Genomic DNA, 15832 nt, shown 5'->3' on the forward strand with positions numbered 1-15832 from the left:
GATTCAATCCTTATGGTTTCCGTCGTTCTTCAGCAACTGAAAGCCCTGACGCATGTAGATGTATCCCGCGAGCCAGTACAATCCAACGCCCCAGATGCCAATGGCAAGGCCGCATAGATGCAACGAGTCGGTGGCGGAATTCGACCAGATGTCGGCGAAAATCAACACGACGATGGCTATCAGCAGCATCGCGGTACCGGCTTTGCCTACGAAATGGACGGGCAACGGGCCATAATCATGTTGCGCGAGAACCAATATGAGGATAGCCATGATCAGATCCCGAAGGCCGACGACGATCAGCATCCACCATGGAATGATGTTCGCCACACCCAAGGCGAGAATGCTGCAGAAAATCAGCAGACGATCGGCGATGGGATCGAGAATCTGACCGATTTTGCTCACCTGGTTGAACGATCTGGCGATCAGCCCGTCCAATCCGTCGGATACCGCGGACAAAGCCAGCACGACCAAGGCGGGAACCATCTTGTGGTGGGAGACCAGCACTGAAATGAAGGGAATCGAAATGATCCGCAACAGGCTGATGAAATTCGGAACCGTGAAATAGATGTCCCGCGGTTCCGGACTGTACTGCTTCTTGATAATCAGTTTGCCCATGCTGTGAGAGACACTACATTCTCGAAGCCTGCAATGCGGTGACGATTATGCCGCGGGCACCGACCTCATACAGCTGGTCCATGAGCAGATTCACCTTTGCCTTCGGCACCACCACGCGCACGGCTGCCCACTGCTTGTCATGCAGTGGCGAGATCGTGGGGCTTTCGAAGCCCGGGGTGATATTCACAGCTGCCGACACCTTCTCAACCGGGATGTCATAGTCCATAAGCACATATCGTTGAGCTGTGAGCACGCCCTGCAGACGGCGGCTCAGAATCGTCAGCCGATCGTCGTCCTCGGCAAGTCGGGGGGAACGGATCAGCACTGCCTCGGAATGCATCAACGGCTCGGCGAAGACACGCAGACCGGCGTTGCGCAACGTTGTTCCGGTGGATACCACATCGGCGATCAGATCGGCCACTCCTAGTTGGACGGACGATTCGACGGCGCCATCCAGATGCACGGTTTCCGCATTGATGCCATGCTCGACCAGATAGTCATGCACGAGTTTGTCGAATGTAGTGGCGACACGCTTGCCTTCGATATCCTCAAGCTTGGTGATCGGCGAATCGTTCGGAGCCGCGAAACGGAATGTGGAGGCGCCGAATCCCAGTTGCATATGCTCCTTGGCATCGGTTCCGGAATTCACCAGCAAATCATGACCGGTGATGCCTACGTCAATGGTGCCACGACCGACATACACGGCGATATCCAGCGGACGCAGATAGAACAACTCCACATCATTGTCGGGATCTTCCACGACCAGCTGGCGAGGGTTGCTTCTCAAACGGTAGCCGGCTTCGGACAGCATGTTCCAAGCGGGTTCGGACAGCATGCCCTTATTGGGCACAGCGATTCTCAGCATGGTTCTCCTTTAGAAAAGGCCACACCGTCAAGTGGCATGGCCTCGGGTTTCCTCACAGGTTCTTGTAAATATCCTCGAGCGTGATGCCGCGGTCGATCATCATGACCTGCAGATGGTAGATGAGCTGGCTCATCTCCTCTGCCGTGCGGTCAGCTCCCTCGTATTCGGCGGCAATCCAGGTCTCCCCCGCCTCCTCGACGATCTTCTTGCCGATGAAATGCGTGCCCTTGGCCAGCTCATCGACGGTCAGGGAACCCGCTTGCTTGGTAGCGGCCTTCTCGCTCAGTTCTGCGAACAGCGATTCAAAAGTCTTCATAGTCGTATGCTTCCTTGTGTGGTGATCGTTCACGCCTTGAAGGCCGCTTCGGCCTTCTCGCGGATGGAATCGATGGCTTCGGCCGGATTCTCGGCGCCGTACACTGCGGAGCCTGCGACCAGCACATCCGCGCCGGCTTCCGCCACGATATGCGCGGTCTTGGGGCTCACTCCGCCATCGACCTGAATCTTGGTGTCCAAGCCTCGGCGAGTGATCTCGTCACGCAGACGACGTACCTTGGCCATCTGGTTGTCCAGGAACTTCTGGCCTCCGAAGCCAGGTTCGACGGTCATGATCAGCACCATATCGAATTCGTCAAGAATGTCGAAGATCGGCTCTACCGGTTCAGCCGGGCGCACGGCGAAGCAAGCCTTGCAGCCCATGTCGCGCAACTGACGGGCGAGACGCACCGGAGCATGGGTGGCCCCCATATGGAAGCTGACGGAAGCCGCACCAAGCTTGGCGTATTCCGGAGCCCAACGATCCGGATCCTCAATCATCAGATGCACATCGACAGGTAGGTCGGTGACCTGGCAGATGCGGGCCACAATCGGCTCGCCCAGCGTCAGATTCGGAACGAAATGATGGTCCATCACGTCCACATGGACGAGATCAGCGTTGGAAATGGCCTTGAGGTCGCGTTCCAGATTGCAGAAATCGGCGGACAGGATGCTAGGTGCGATTTGAATAGTCATGTCTCTCATTCTATGGAAGGTAATCGACTTGATATCACTGGTTGTCGGAATGCTCATCGACATGTGAGACGGAAGAGTCGTCGTTCGGCATGATTTCACCCACGGTTTTCACGGAATTGGTTTCGGCCGTCGAATCAGAGCCAAGGCCATCGGCGAGACGGGTCTCGATTTCGGTGACGGTACGCAGCTTCTCCGCAAGCAACGCCGTGGGTTTGCCCATCTGCTGGACGACGATGAAGGCCACCACGCCAAGTACGAACACCGCCAAGGAAACCCACACATTGATACGCACGCCCAGGAACTCATGGGCGAAATCGATGCGCAAAGCCTCGATCCAAGTGCGTCCAGCCGTATACCACATGATGTACAGGGTGAACAGCGACCCCGCCTTGAGCCTTTTCATGATCCTGGCCCCGAGGAACACGATGAGCGCCGCACCGACGAGATTCCAGATCATCTCATATAGGAAAGTGGGGTGGAACAGTGTGCCCGTCGGACAGGTGGCACCGTCATAGCATTGTTCGCTGTGGCCTATGGCGCTTCCCTCCATGTTGAGCTTCAAACCCCACGGCAGCGTGGTCGGCGCGCCGTAGAGCTCCTGGTTGAACCAGTTCCCCAAGCGTCCCACAGCCTGCGCAACAAGCAGTCCCGGGGCGACGGCGTCACCGAGCAGCGCCATCGGATAATGCTTGTGCCGGCACCATGCCCATGCGGCAAGCGCTCCAAGCAACACACCGCCCCAGATGCCCAATCCACCATTCCAGATTCGGAACATCTCGGTCCAATCGCCATTCGGTCCGAAGAAACGTTCCGGAGTGGTGATGATGTGGTAGATGCGCGCGCCGATGATACCGCTTGGCACCGCGACCAATGTGATGTCGAGAATCTGGTCGAAGGTGCCGCCGTATCGCTTCCAGCGAACGGTTGTCATCCATACGGCCAGCACGATGCCAAGCAGAATGCACAACGCGTAGAAATGTATGGTCACCGGACCGATGGAAAACTGTGAGATCGTCGGCGACGGAATATAAGCAAGTGTCATGGTTCCCCGATGGTAGTCCACGTATCCGATATGATGCGTGGACCACCAATGAGCCGTTTCCGGCTGTTTCAGTTACGGGCGTTATGGATGCCGTCGGCGAGCTCCTCGGTCTTCGCGGCCAAAGCCCTGAGACCGGCGGCCTCGTCGACGGCGTGTTTGCCGGATTCGTCGAGCATGGTATGCACCAAGGCCGAGCCCACGATGACACCATCCGCATATGCTCCCACACGGGCGCCCTGCTCCGCGGTGGACACGCCGATGCCGACGCACACGTTTTTCGCCCCGGCCTTACGGGTGCGGGATACCAGCCCCTCCGGTGAGGCGTCGATGGTGGAACGTTCGCCGGTGACGCCCATGCGTGCCGCCGCGTAAACGAAGCCACGCGCATTGTCGGCGACGATCTTCAGACGGTCCTCGGTGGAATCCGGGGATACCAGGAAGATACGGTCAAGCCCATGGCGGTCGGACGCCTCGATCCATTCGCCGGCCTCGTCCGGAATAAGGTCCGGAGTAATCAGACCGGCGCCGCCCGCGTTCTCGAAGTCACGTGCGAAACGCTCGACGCCGTAATGGAAGATGAGGTTCCAGTAGCTCATGACCAGCGGCACTCCCCCGGCATTCGCCACGGTCTCCACGGCTTTGAACACATTGGCTATTTTCTCGCCGTTGTCGATGGCAATCTGGGAGGCCGCTTGGATGACGGGGCCGTCCATAACGGGATCGGAATACGGCAATCCGATCTCGACCGCGTTCACACCATGTTCGACCATGGTGCGGAACGCTTTGAGCGAGTATTCCGGATCAGGGAATCCATATGGCAGGTATCCGATGAAAGCCGGCCTGTTGGCAGCTTTGAATCCCTCGAACATGGATTCCGTCGGGCTGGGCTTGTGACTGATGCCGAGCGGCTGTCCGGACGGCGTGGATGCTGTTGCGTTCATCATGATGATTGCTCCTTCTCTCACTCGCCGTCCACGTTGTTGCCCTGGGCGCCATTGGCTTCCAGTGCCTTGGCCTGTTCATCGGTCAGATATCCGAACCACTTGCCGGCGGTGTTCATATCCTTGTCTCCACGACCGGAAATGTTGATGATCATGACCGGATGCTCATAGCCCTTGGCCTTGAGGTCCGCGGCTGCCTTATAGGCACCGGCGACGGCATGGGAGCTTTCGATGGCCGGAATGATGCCCTCGGTCTCGCACAGGTCCTTGAAGGCGCTCATGGCCTCCTGATCGGTCGCCCAGGAATAGTTGACGCGACCGATGTCCTTGAGCCATGCGTGTTCGGGGCCTACGGAAGCGTAGTCCAATCCGGCGGAGATGGAATAAGTGTCGAGGGTCTGCCCTTCGGAGTTCTCCAGCAGATAGCTCTTGGCTCCCTGGAACATGCCGAGTTCGCCGGTACCCGGCGCGAATCTGATGGCATGCCGCCCGGATTCGGGGCCATTCCCGCCAGCCTCGTAGCCGTACAGGTTCACACGTTCGTCATCAAGGAAGGCGTTCATGATGCCGATGGCGTTGGAACCGCCGCCGACGCATGCGCAAATCGCATCCGGATGGTCGATGCCGTACCAATCCTGCAACTGCTGCTTGGCCTCCTCGCCGATGATCTTCTGGAAGTCGCGCACCATGGATGGGAACGGATGAGGACCCGCGACCGTACCGAGCAGGTAATGGGTGTCCTTGACGTTGGTGACCCAATCACGCAACGCCTCATTGATGGCGTCCTTGAGAATGCGGTCACCCAAGGTGACCTCCACGACTTCAGCTCCCAGCATGCGCATGCGCGCCACGTTCAACGCCTGGCGACGAGCATCGATCTGACCCATGTAGATGCGGCACTTGAGACCCAGCATGGCGCAGACCGTCGCGGTGGCCACACCATGCTGTCCGGCGCCGGTTTCGGCGATCACGCGGGTCTTGCCCATGCGCTTGACCAGAAGGGCCTGCCCGAGCGCGTTGTTGATCTTGTGGGCACCGGTGTGGTTCAGGTCCTCACGCTTGAGGAACACACGAGCGTCAAGCCCGGTCTTCTCTTTGAGACGCTCGGCGAAACGGGGAGCCTCGGTCAACGGGGACGGACGGCCGACATACTGCTTGTTCAATCGAGCCAATTCCTTATGGAATTCCGGATCGGCCTTGGCTTCCGTATACACGCGCTCAAGCTCGTCCAACGCCGTGATCAACGCTTCCGGCACATATCGTCCGCCGAATTGCCCGAAATACGGTCCTTCATGGCTTGCCAATGGGGTCTGTTCGGATGCTTTCACTCTTGCACCTGCCTTTACTAGTCGGTTCACCGCCTGTTCGTGGTCGGCTGCGGTGGCGACGCCTTCGCCAACCAGCACCGCATCGGCGCCGGCACGGGCATAGTCCTCAAGCTCGACCGCGCCGAACACACCCGATTCCGCCACACGAATCACATCATTCGGCAAATCGGCCGCCAATTCGTTGTATTTGTTCACGTCCACCTTGAGATCTTTGAGATTACGGGCATTGATGCCGATGACCTTGGCCCCCGCCTTGATGGCACGCTGAATCTCCTCACGCGTGTGGGTCTCCACAAGAACCGTCATGTTAAGACTGTGAGCAAGATCGAGCAGGGACTTGAGCCTGTCATCATCCAACGCGGCGACGATGAGCAGCACCAAATCCGCCCCATGCGCACGCGCCTCCCAAATCTGGTATTCGGTGACGATGAAATCCTTGCGCAGCACGGGAATCCTCACCGCGGCGCGCACCTTGTCGAAATCGTCAAGCGAGCCGAGAAACCGGCGTCCCTCGGTAAGCACGGAAATCGCGCTTGCCCCTCCCCGTTCGTATTCACGGGCCAAAGCGGCCGGATCGGGGATATCGCTCAAATGACCTTTGGAGGGGGAAGCCCTTTTGATTTCGGCGATGACCGGGACGCCATCCGACTTCTTCAGCCATTGACGCGCGTCAATCGGCGACGGCGCGTCGAACGCCATACGCTTGACCTCGTCAAGCGGCACATCCTTCTCCCTCGATTTCTGATCTTCGACGGCTCCCGCCACCAATTCATCGAGCACGGACATTGATATTCCTTTCACAACACAATCGAATGGTCACGCATGACTCACAACTGGCGAAGCTGCGCGGCGATCTGCACCGCCTCGACGCTGGCTTCGGCCTTGTTGCGAGTCTCTTGCCACTCACTGGCCGGCACGGAATCAAGTACGATTCCGGCTCCGGCCTGCACGCTCGCTTCATGGTCGCGGATGAATGCAGTTCGAATGGCGATGGCCATATCGAGGTTGCCTGAAAAATCAAAGTAGCCGACGGTACCGCCGTAGATGCCGCGATCGGCCGGCTCAAGCTCATCGATGATGTCGATGGCGCGCGGTTTCGGCGCTCCGGACAACGTTCCCGCGGGGAAGGCGGATGTGAATACATCGAACGGAGTCATACCATCGGCGACCTGTCCTGTAACGGTCGAGCAGATGTGCATGATATGGCTGAATCGCTTGATATCCATCAGGGAAACGACTTCGACGCTTTCCGGTTTGCACACTCGGCTCAGATCGTTGCGCGCCAGATCGACCAACATGATATGTTCGCTGCGTTCCTTCGGATCCGCCAGCAGCTCCTTGGCCAGTCTCTCGTCCTCTTCGGGAGTGGCGCCGCGCGGCCGGGATCCGGCGATCGGGAAGGACATGGCATGGCCATTGTCCACCTTGATCAGGGTTTCCGGACTGGAGCCGATGACGTTGAAATCGCGTCCCTGGGCATCAGTGAGCGCCATGAAGTACATGTACGGGCTTGGATTGAGCGTGCGCAGCACACGGTACACGTCGAACGGATCCGCAGGTGAATCGATGTCAAGTCGCTGCGAGATGACCACTTGGAACACATCGCCGTCGACGATGTGCCGCTTGGCCGTTTCGACGGCACGCTCGTAGTCCTCTTTTTCGGTACGGAACCGCAACTGGGGCTGTTCGACCGATTCGTCGAGCACATTGACCCTTGCCTCGTTCTCAACCGGTGTGGCGGCCTTGCGCTGCATGTCATCCAAACGTTCCAGAGCCTCGTCATAGGCGGCATCGGCGCGTGTCGGTCGGTCGTCGACATTCACGGCATTGGCGATCAGCCATACGGAACCGGATACATGGTCCACCACGGCGATATCCGTGGCAAGGGCCAGCACGGTTTCCGGCTGCCCGGTCTCGTTCGGCGCCTCGGCGTGTAGCGTCGGTTCCCAATGACGAATCGAATCCCAACCCACCGTGCCGACAAGACCGCTGGTCAGATTCGGCAGTCCATCGACATGTGGGGCCTTCAATGTCTTCAACGCCGCATGGGCCACTTCGACGACATCACCCTCAGCAGGAACGCCAACGGGCACCCGTCCAAGCCAATCGGCCTTGCCTGCGTTTGAACGCAACTGCGCCATGGAATTCACACCGATGAAGCTATAGCGGCTCCAAGCCCCGCCGAATTCAGCGGATTCGAGAATAAATGTGCCGGAACGTCCTCCTGCCAGACGCTCATAGAAGCCCACGGGCGTCAGTGAATCGGCGAGCAGCCGCCGCACGATAGGGATGACGCGGTACCCTTGGTCCGCCAATTCATGGAACTGCTCACGGCTTGGCCAGGTCGAGCCCCACTTCAGTGTACGCACGCTGCATTCGCTCACCGTTGGCCCTCCTGTTCCTTGGTCCGATAGCCTACGACCACGGGCAGCTGTCCGCCTTCCTCGAAGCAGGAGCGCTTGCCCGTATGACACGCCGCTCCCACTTGGTCGACTTCCACCAGAATGGCATCCCCATCGCAATCCAGTGCGAAGGACTTCACATATTGGGCATGACCCGACGTATCGCCCTTGCGCCAGTACTCCTGCCTAGATCTCGACCAGAACGTGACACGACCGGTGGTGAGGGTCCGTCTGACGGCTTCGTCGTTCATATAGCCGACCATCAGCACTTCCTTGGTGTCGAACTGCTGGATGACGGCGGCGACCAGACCCTTGTCGTCACGCTTGAGCCGTTGCGCGATGCGGGGATCGAGAGTGATGGAGTTGTCGTATGCTTTTTCGTTGGTCATGATGATGCTTCTTACGATTCGTTCAGTGGAAATGTTCTACGTGCGGCGGTTCCGGTCAATATCAGACCGTGGATGCGTCATTCCGTTCAGCGCACGGTGTAGCCAGCGGCCTTGATGGCCTCCTTGACCTCACCGATGGTGACCTTTCCATAATGGAAAATCGATGCGGCAAGCACCGCGTCCGCGCCGGCCGCAATCGCCGGTGGAAAATCCGCCGCCTTTCCGGCGCCACCCGAAGCGATGATAGGAATCTTGACTTCCTTGCGCACGGCCTTGATCATTTCCAAATCGAATCCCTGCTGGGTGCCGTCGGCGTCCATCGAATTGAGGAGGATCTCTCCTGCGCCGAGCTCCTGGGCGCGTTTGACCCACCAGATGGCGTCAATGCCAGTGGATTTGCGTCCTCCCATGGTGGTCACTTCAAAACCGGACTGCGTATGGCGCTCTCCACGCTCACGTCGCGCATCGACGGAAAGGACAAGCACTTGGTTGCCAAACCGTTCGGAAACTCGGCTAATCAGCGTGGGATCGTTGATAGCCGCGGTGTTGACACCGACTTTGTCCGCACCGCAGCGAAGTAGCGAATCGACGTCCTCGGGAGTGCGCACGCCGCCACCGACGGTCAGCGGGATGAAAATCTGCTCAGCGGTCCGGCTCACCACATCCACCATGGTATGCCTATGGGAGCTCGAGGCCGTCACATCAAGAAACGTCAGCTCGTCAGCGCCCTGCCGGTAGTATTCCGCAGCAAGTTCCACAGGATCGCCAGCGTCGCGAAGATTCTCGAAATGCACGCCTTTGACCACTCGTCCCGCATCTACATCAAGACATGGAATGACTCGGACCGCCAGTGACATGGTGCTCTACTCCTTCGCGCATAAAGTTTGCAACGATTGCAAGAGTAACCGCAAAATGTCACGTCGACGCGCATGGAGTCCGAGTATCGGACAGAAACATTGGAATCAGTCGCGTTCCTTGGCGGCCAGCTGTCCGCAGGCCCCATCTATGTCCTGCCCGCGGGTGTCCCGCAATGTGGCAGTGATGCCCGCGTTGCGAAGGATCTGCAGGAATCTGCGTTCGTCCTCGGGTTTGGACGCGGTCCATTTCGATCCCTCGATGGGATTGAGCGGAATCGGATTGACATGCGCCCAGTCATCCCCGTAATGGTTCAGGCGCTTGGCCAGCAGTCTGGCATGCTCGGCCTGGTCGTTGATTCCGCGCATCAAAGCGTATTCGATGCTGACCCGTCGTTTGGTGGCCAGATAGTAATCGTGCGCGGCGTCCAGCACCTGCGTGGTGTTGAAGCGCTTGTTCATCGGCACCAATTCATCGCGCAGCTCGTCGCTCGGAGCATGCAGCGATACCGCGAGCCTCACAGGAATGCCCTCCGCGGCAAGCTTCCTGATGCCCGGCACCACGCCAACCGTGGAGACAGTGACATTGCGGGCGGAAATGCCGAAACCTTCAGGAGGCATGGCGCTGATCTGCCGGACGGCGCTCAATACCGACCTATAGTTGCCCATCGGCTCGCCCATGCCCATGAACACGATATTGCTCAAGCGGCCCGGACCACCGGCCACGTCGCCGTCGCGCATGGCTTTGGCGGCCACCCGTACCTGTTCCACGATCTCACCCGCGGACATGTTCCTGGTCAGTCCCAACTGGCCGGTGGCGCAGAACGGGCAGCCCATGCCGCAGCCGACTTGGCTGGATATGCACAGCGTGGTTCTTGTCGGATAACGCATCAGCACGGATTCAATCAATGATCCGTCGAACAGCCGCCACAATGTTTTGATGGTCGCACCCTCGTCGGCCACCTGACGGGTCACTTCGTGGATGAGTTCCGGGAAGAAGGTTTCGGCCGCGTCGGCACGTCTGGCCGCGGGGAAGTCGGAGAACTCCTCCGCGTCGATGTCGAAATGGCCATAATAATGGTTGGCCAATTGCTTGACCCTGAATTTCGGCAACCCGATTTCCTTGGCCTTGGCGATTCGCTCATCGTCGGACATGTCGGCGAAATGCAGCGGCGGCTTGCCACGCCGGGCGTGATCCTTCGATAGCACATCCCTGAATGCGCCCGATGTTCCTCCGGGCGTGATACCGGTTTCCGGTTGTTCGTTCGTGGAATTATTCACGTTTGCAGCCATCTCTTTCTCACATTCCGGTGGCCCACAGCAGCACGCACACGAAGGGCGCGCACAGCAGGATGGAATCGACGCGGTCCATCACGCCACCATGGCCTTTGAGCAGGTGCCCCATGTCCTTGATGCCGATGTCACGCTTCAGCATGGATGCGCACAGATCGCCGAACGTTCCCGCCACGCCGATCATGACGCCCGCGATGACGGGCACCCACCAGCGGGACGCGCATACGGAAGGCTCATACGTGCAGAACATCGAGACGAAGAAACCGGCCATGGCGAACAGGATGGAACCGGCGAGGCCCTCCCAGGACTTCTTCGGGGAGATACGCGGGCTGAGCTTGTGCTTGCCGAGCCAGGCTCCGGCGAACAGTCCACCGGTATCGCTCAAAGCCGGCATGAACACCAGCATGATGGCATGCGCCACAGGATGGTCGTTGAAGGTCAACGGCATGATCAGGCAGGAGGCCAGCAATGGGATGTACAGCACCGTGAACATGGAGACGGCCACATGGCTCAGGCGGCTGTGGCTGATCTCCCCCTGCTCGTGGTTGAATGACGATTCAAGACGAGCACCGGCATCGGTATGCGACAGCTTGTCCGCCACCGCAAGGGAGAGACGGCTGCCGAATGTCACCTTGGCGCTGGCCGCGATGGCGACCAGCAGCAGCGATACCAATACGCAGACCGTCATCGCCACAATATGATGGGTGCTGTAATACGTGGCCAGCAGTGTCGCGGCCGAACACACCCACAGCGTCACCACGGGAATATGCAATCCCACAGTGGCGAAATCGACGCGCAGCTCCCACAGGGCGAGCATCATGAACAACACGACCAGATAGACGAACAGGTCGACGCTGATCAGCAGACACGCCAGAATGATGGCGATGAGGACGACAGCCGTGCCAATGGCCTGTGGCATGTTTCGCCCTGTCTTCTTGTTGATGGCGTCGATGGCCTCGGCTTCCTTTTCGTGTTGCTCCTGATGCCCCGTCATGTTCTCCCCTGTGGTTACCGTGCGTCGATTGTTGATATGGAGGTATGGAGACTCAAACCTCCATGATCTCCTTCTGCTTGGTTTCCAGCAGAGCGTCAAGTTCGTCGGTGGTCTGCTTGGTGACCTTGTCCAGCTCCTTGAGCAGACGATCGCCCTCGTCCTCGCCCATGTCGCCGTCCTTGATCGCCTTGTCAAGCGATTCCTTGGCCTTGCGACGGATGTTGCGCACCGCGACCTTTCCGTCCTCCGCCTTGCCCTTGGCGATCTTGACGTATTCCTTGCGGCGCTCCTCGGTCAGCTCCGGCATGGTCAGACGGATGACGTTGCCGTCACGACGCGGGCTGGCGCCAAGATCGGAGTCTCGCAACGCCTTCTCCACGGCATTGGCCTGGGATGCGTCGAACGGGGTGACTGCCAGCGTGCGCGGTTCCGGGACGCCGATGGTGGCGACGGCCTTCAACGGAGTCGGAGCACCGTAATAATCGACGGTGATGCCGTTAAGCAACGCCGGATTCGCACGGCCGGTGCGGATGCCTGAGAAGTTCTCCTTGGTGGATTCCACGGACTTTGCCATCTGGGCCTTGGCCTGATCAACGATAGTTGCCATTGTTTTGCTCCTTATTTTGTTTTTTCAATCGATATTCGACGTTGAATGTCGTCACTCGGCAAGCTTGGATTCAGCGGTGGAAACCATGGTGCCGATTTCGTCACCAAGCAGCGCGCGGGTCACGTTTCCGGCGCCTTCCAGACCGAAGACGCGGATGCGCTGGCGATTGTCCCTCGCCATGGAGAGCGCCGAGGCATCCATGACGGCAAGATTGTCCACCAGCGCGCGGTTGTAGCTCAACGTGGCGAAACGCTTGGCGCTTTCGTCCTTGCGCGGATCAGCGGTGTATACGCCGTCCACGCCGTTCTTGCCCATCAGCACCTCGTCGCAGTGGATCTCCAGGGAACGCTGGATGGATACCGTGTCGGTGGAGAAGTACGGCATGCCGGCACCGGCGCCGAAAATCACGACACGGCCCTTTTCCAAATGGCGAATGGCCTTGAGCGGAATGTAAGGCTCGGCCACTTGACCCATGGTGATGGCGGTCTGCACGCGGGTCGCTTGCCCCTCCTGCTCAAGGAAATCCTGCAACGCGAGGCAGTTCATCACAGTGCCGAGCATGCCCATGTAATCGCCGCGGGAACGGTCAATGCCGGCCTGCTGCAATTCGGCGCCACGGAAGAAGTTGCCGCCGCCCACGACGATGGCGACCTGTACGCCCTGTTTGACAGCGGGGACGATCTCCCCCGCGATACGGCGGATGACGGCGGTGTCGATACCGACTTTTCCGCCTCCAAACGCTTCGCCGGAAAGCTTGAGCAACACCCTGCGGGGATTGTCACCAGTGTTTTCGCCAGTCATGAAATGCCTTTCTTACCCGAAAACCCATGAAATTACCGCTCTTAAGACTATCGGCAAACGCAGACACCGAAAACACGATGGCCCGGAGGGAAAAGAAAAACGGCCACAACCCGATTGGATTGCGGCCGTTGAGGATATGCCGGCCCGCATGGGGAATGCGGGCCCGTCTCATATCAGATTCACTCGGCGTCGCCCTTGCCGACCTCCACGCGAGCGAAGGCCAACGCGGAGCCACCGACTTCCTTGAACAGGTCGCCGACGGTCTTGGACGGATCCTTGACGTAGGCCTGCTCGAGCAGCACGGTCTCCTTGTAGAAAGCTCCAAGACGGCCTTCCACGATCTTCGGGGCGATCTTCTCGATCACGGCTTCCGGCTTGCCCTTGCTCTTAAGCTCCTCGGTGGTCTTCTCGGTGGCCACGCGACGCTCGGACTCCAGCACATCGGCCGGGACATCCTCGCGGGTCAGCCACTGGGCACCCATCGCGGAAATCTGGAGAGCTGCCTCATGGGCCACGGCGGCGCCGGCCTCATCAGTGGCGATCATAGCCACGATGCTCGGCGGCATCTCAGCGGACTTCTTGTGGGCGTAGACCTCGACATGCGGGCCTTCGACCTTGGCGAACTGGCCGACCTTGACGTGTTCGCCGAACAGAGCCGCGGCTTCCTCGACGGCTTCCTTCACGGTGGAGTCGCCGGAGGCCGCTGCCAGAACGTCATCCACGGAGGATGCCCCGGCCTTGACGGCGTCATCGAGCACGCTGTCGGCGAATTCCACGAACTTCGGGGTCTTGGCCACGAAGTCGGTTTCGGAGTTCAGCTCGACCGCGTAGCCGGTCTGGCCGTTGGCGGACTCAACGACGGTGGAAGCGATGGTGCCTTCCTGGGCCTTGCGGCCTTCGCGCTTGCCAGCGGCCTGAATGCCCTTGGCACGGATGATCTCCTTGGCGCGGGCCACGTCGCCTTCGGCTTCGGTCAGTGCCTTCTTGACGTCCATCATGCCGGCGCCGGTTTCCTCGCGCACCTGCTTGATCAGAGCTGCAGTGATTGCTGCCATTGATTTGTCTCCTCTGAAAATTTGGTGATGCCTCTATGACGGGAGGTACAACGCCTCCCATCATAGAGCATGGTTTCACTCGGCCTTGGCTTCGCCTTCAGCCGCAGCCGGAGCTTCGGCGGCCGGAGCGCCCTCGGTGAGGAGCTCCTTCTCCCAAGCGGCCATCGGCTGCTCGGATTCGCCTTCAGCCTTGGCGGCCTTGCCGGAACGCTCCAGCAGGCCTTCCGCCACTGCGTCGGCCATGAGGCTGGTCAGCAACTCGATGCCACGGATGGCGTCATCATTAGCGGCGATCGGATACTCAACGGATTCCGGATCGGCGTTGGTGTCGACGATGGCGACGACCGGGATGCCCAGCTTGTGGGCTTCCTCGACGGCCAGGGCCTCCTTGTTCACATCGACCACGAACATGGCGGACGGGGTACGGTTCATGTTGCGGATACCGCCCAGCTGCTTGGCCAGCTTGTCCTTCTCACGCTCGAGGAGCAGCAGCTCCTTCTTGGTCAGGCCGGAACCATGCACGTCGGTGAAGTCCATCTCCTCAAGTTCCTTGAGACGGGAGACGCGCTTGGACACGGTCTGGAAGTTGGTCAGCATGCCGCCGAGCCAGCGCTCGGAAACGTACGGCATGTTCACGCGGGTGGCCTGGGTGGAGACGGCTTCCTGGGCCTGCTTCTTGGTGCCGACGAACAGCACGGTGCCGTTGTGGGCAACAGTGGCCTTGATGAAGTCATAGGCCTTGTCGATCATGTCGAGCGACTTGAACAGGTTGATGATGTGGATGCCGTTGCGCTGGGTGAGGATGAACTGCTTCATCTTCGGGTTCCAACGACGGGTCTGGTGGCCGAAGTGCAGACCTGCCTTCAGCATGTCGCTCATAGTGATCTGAGCCATGGTATCGCTACCTCTTTCTTGTCGGTTCTTGCCTGGCCATGCGTTCCTGCGTGCAGCCGACGTCCTGAGGACATCAGCCGACCGACACAGGCCGTCACGAGCATGACGCGAATTGGTTGTGCGCCGGTTGACAATATTGGGTGGCTGGGGACGCTCGCGACAACGTCTCCCGCCGGAATGGCACACAAAAATAAAAATATCACGGGGCCACGTCTTTCATGGACGTGACCCCGTGACACCATCGGTTTCCTAGTTACTTGCGATGATTACGCATGTAACGCATCGCCTCGCGTCGCTCCTCTTTTTCCAGACGATCGAGATAGACATGGCCGTCCAGATGATCGGTTTCATGCTGCAGCATGCGTCCCATGATGCCATGGCCTTCCAGAACGACGGTGTTGCCATCCAAATCGATGCCACGCACCCGTGCGTAATCCGCACGGCGTGTCTTGTACCACAATCCCGGAACGGACAAACAGCCTTCATCGCCATACTGCTCTCCGCTGGTCTCCTCCAGCACGGGATTGAGCACATAGCCGATTTTGCCGTCGATGTTGTAGGAGAACGCGCGCAGACTCACACCGATTTGGTTGGCGGACAGACCAGCACGTCCCGGATCGTCGACGGTGTCCAACAGGTCCTGCACCAGATGACGCACGGCGGGCGTGATCTCCCTAATGGGGTCGCATGGGGTGCGCAGCACCGGATCAGGTACGACTCGAATCTCACGGATTGCCAAAA

At 59.3% G+C, this 15832-nt stretch carries 17 protein-coding genes; all 17 read right to left on the reverse strand.

What is annotated here, in order from left to right:
- Positions 1-3: 3 nt before the first annotated feature.
- The gene (locus ACR0P8_RS00185) at positions 4-615 is read right to left on the reverse strand and encodes a CDP-alcohol phosphatidyltransferase family protein (RefSeq protein ID WP_432622529.1); all 612 of its coding nucleotides are present in this window, start codon (positions 613-615) and stop codon (positions 4-6) included.
- A 13-nt stretch (positions 616-628) separates the two neighbouring features.
- Positions 629-1480: an ATP phosphoribosyltransferase gene (gene hisG, locus ACR0P8_RS00190; protein ID WP_432622531.1), complete on the reverse strand. Its 852-nt coding sequence runs from the start codon at positions 1478-1480 to the stop codon at positions 629-631.
- A gap of 52 nt (positions 1481-1532) precedes the next feature.
- Entirely contained in the window at positions 1533-1796 is a 264-nt protein-coding gene (locus ACR0P8_RS00195) for a phosphoribosyl-ATP diphosphatase (protein ID WP_003809305.1), read from the reverse strand.
- A 29-nt stretch (positions 1797-1825) separates the two neighbouring features.
- On the reverse strand, positions 1826-2500 hold the full coding sequence (gene rpe, locus ACR0P8_RS00200; RefSeq protein ID WP_432622534.1) for a ribulose-phosphate 3-epimerase: 675 nt from the start codon (positions 2498-2500) through the stop codon (positions 1826-1828).
- 25 nt (positions 2501-2525) lie between these two features.
- Complete coding sequence (gene lgt / locus ACR0P8_RS00205; protein WP_432622536.1) at positions 2526-3533, reverse strand: prolipoprotein diacylglyceryl transferase; 1008 nt, start codon at positions 3531-3533, stop codon at positions 2526-2528.
- A gap of 68 nt (positions 3534-3601) precedes the next feature.
- Positions 3602-4474 (reverse strand): tryptophan synthase subunit alpha, encoded by an 873-nt coding sequence (gene trpA, locus ACR0P8_RS00210; protein WP_432622595.1) that lies wholly within the window; start codon positions 4472-4474, stop codon positions 3602-3604.
- Between the two features lie 20 nt (positions 4475-4494).
- A complete protein-coding gene (locus ACR0P8_RS00215) occupies positions 4495-6588 on the reverse strand; it encodes a bifunctional indole-3-glycerol phosphate synthase/tryptophan synthase subunit beta (protein WP_432622538.1) in 2094 nt (697 codons plus the stop codon).
- A 41-nt stretch (positions 6589-6629) separates the two neighbouring features.
- Positions 6630-8186, reverse strand: coding sequence for an anthranilate synthase component I (gene trpE, locus ACR0P8_RS00220; protein ID WP_432622540.1), 1557 nt, complete (start codon positions 8184-8186; stop codon positions 6630-6632).
- A complete protein-coding gene (gene hisI / locus ACR0P8_RS00225) occupies positions 8183-8593 on the reverse strand; it encodes a phosphoribosyl-AMP cyclohydrolase (protein WP_432622542.1) in 411 nt (136 codons plus the stop codon). The genes trpE and hisI overlap by 4 nt, the downstream gene beginning before the upstream one ends.
- A gap of 86 nt (positions 8594-8679) precedes the next feature.
- Complete coding sequence (hisF, locus tag ACR0P8_RS00230; protein ID WP_432622544.1) at positions 8680-9450, reverse strand: imidazole glycerol phosphate synthase subunit HisF; 771 nt, start codon at positions 9448-9450, stop codon at positions 8680-8682.
- 105 nt (positions 9451-9555) lie between these two features.
- On the reverse strand, positions 9556-10740 hold the full coding sequence (gene rlmN / locus ACR0P8_RS00235; protein ID WP_432622546.1) for a 23S rRNA (adenine(2503)-C(2))-methyltransferase RlmN: 1185 nt from the start codon (positions 10738-10740) through the stop codon (positions 9556-9558).
- Positions 10741-10747: 7 nt separating this feature from the next.
- The gene (locus ACR0P8_RS00240; protein ID WP_432622548.1) at positions 10748-11734 is read right to left on the reverse strand and encodes a phosphatidate cytidylyltransferase; all 987 of its coding nucleotides are present in this window, start codon (positions 11732-11734) and stop codon (positions 10748-10750) included.
- Positions 11735-11786: 52 nt separating this feature from the next.
- Positions 11787-12341, reverse strand: a complete 555-nt coding sequence (gene frr, locus ACR0P8_RS00245; protein ID WP_003809323.1) for a ribosome recycling factor — start codon at positions 12339-12341, stop codon at positions 11787-11789.
- 51 nt (positions 12342-12392) lie between these two features.
- Positions 12393-13142: a UMP kinase gene (pyrH, locus tag ACR0P8_RS00250; RefSeq protein WP_432622551.1), complete on the reverse strand. Its 750-nt coding sequence runs from the start codon at positions 13140-13142 to the stop codon at positions 12393-12395.
- A gap of 179 nt (positions 13143-13321) precedes the next feature.
- Positions 13322-14197, reverse strand: a complete 876-nt coding sequence (gene tsf / locus ACR0P8_RS00255) for a translation elongation factor Ts (protein WP_432622553.1) — start codon at positions 14195-14197, stop codon at positions 13322-13324.
- Positions 14198-14272: 75 nt separating this feature from the next.
- Positions 14273-15091, reverse strand: coding sequence for a 30S ribosomal protein S2 (gene rpsB / locus ACR0P8_RS00260; protein WP_432622555.1), 819 nt, complete (start codon positions 15089-15091; stop codon positions 14273-14275).
- A 253-nt stretch (positions 15092-15344) separates the two neighbouring features.
- Complete coding sequence (locus ACR0P8_RS00265; RefSeq protein ID WP_026645923.1) at positions 15345-15830, reverse strand: peptide deformylase; 486 nt, start codon at positions 15828-15830, stop codon at positions 15345-15347.
- Positions 15831-15832 lie beyond the last annotated feature (2 nt).

It is taken from the genome of Bifidobacterium sp., from assembly GCF_050874245.1.
In the GTDB taxonomy this organism is placed as follows: Bacteria; Actinomycetota; Actinomycetes; order Actinomycetales; family Bifidobacteriaceae; genus Bifidobacterium.

Coding starts and splice junctions, on each gene's coding strand:
- lgt (WP_432622536.1), bottom strand. CDS start 3,533: ATGACACTTGCTTATATTCCGTCGCCGACGATCTCACAGTTTTCCATC.
- tsf (WP_432622553.1), bottom strand. CDS start 14,197: ATGGCAGCAATCACTGCAGCTCTGATCAAGCAGGTGCGCGAGGAAACC.
- ACR0P8_RS00215 (WP_432622538.1), bottom strand. CDS start 6,588: ATGTCCGTGCTCGATGAATTGGTGGCGGGAGCCGTCGAAGATCAGAAA.
- ACR0P8_RS00195 (WP_003809305.1), bottom strand. CDS start 1,796: ATGAAGACTTTTGAATCGCTGTTCGCAGAACTGAGCGAGAAGGCCGCT.
- rpsB (WP_432622555.1), bottom strand. CDS start 15,091: ATGGCTCAGATCACTATGAGCGACATGCTGAAGGCAGGTCTGCACTTC.
- rpe (WP_432622534.1), bottom strand. CDS start 2,500: ATGAGAGACATGACTATTCAAATCGCACCTAGCATCCTGTCCGCCGAT.
- rlmN (WP_432622546.1), bottom strand. CDS start 10,740: ATGGCTGCAAACGTGAATAATTCCACGAACGAACAACCGGAAACCGGT.
- hisF (WP_432622544.1), bottom strand. CDS start 9,450: ATGTCACTGGCGGTCCGAGTCATTCCATGTCTTGATGTAGATGCGGGA.
- ACR0P8_RS00240 (WP_432622548.1), bottom strand. CDS start 11,734: ATGACGGGGCATCAGGAGCAACACGAAAAGGAAGCCGAGGCCATCGAC.
- frr (WP_003809323.1), bottom strand. CDS start 12,341: ATGGCAACTATCGTTGATCAGGCCAAGGCCCAGATGGCAAAGTCCGTG.
- hisI (WP_432622542.1), bottom strand. CDS start 8,593: ATGACCAACGAAAAAGCATACGACAACTCCATCACTCTCGATCCCCGC.
- trpA (WP_432622595.1), bottom strand. CDS start 4,474: ATGAACGCAACAGCATCCACGCCGTCCGGACAGCCGCTCGGCATCAGT.
- pyrH (WP_432622551.1), bottom strand. CDS start 13,142: ATGACTGGCGAAAACACTGGTGACAATCCCCGCAGGGTGTTGCTCAAG.
- hisG (WP_432622531.1), bottom strand. CDS start 1,480: ATGCTGAGAATCGCTGTGCCCAATAAGGGCATGCTGTCCGAACCCGCT.
- ACR0P8_RS00185 (WP_432622529.1), bottom strand. CDS start 615: ATGGGCAAACTGATTATCAAGAAGCAGTACAGTCCGGAACCGCGGGAC.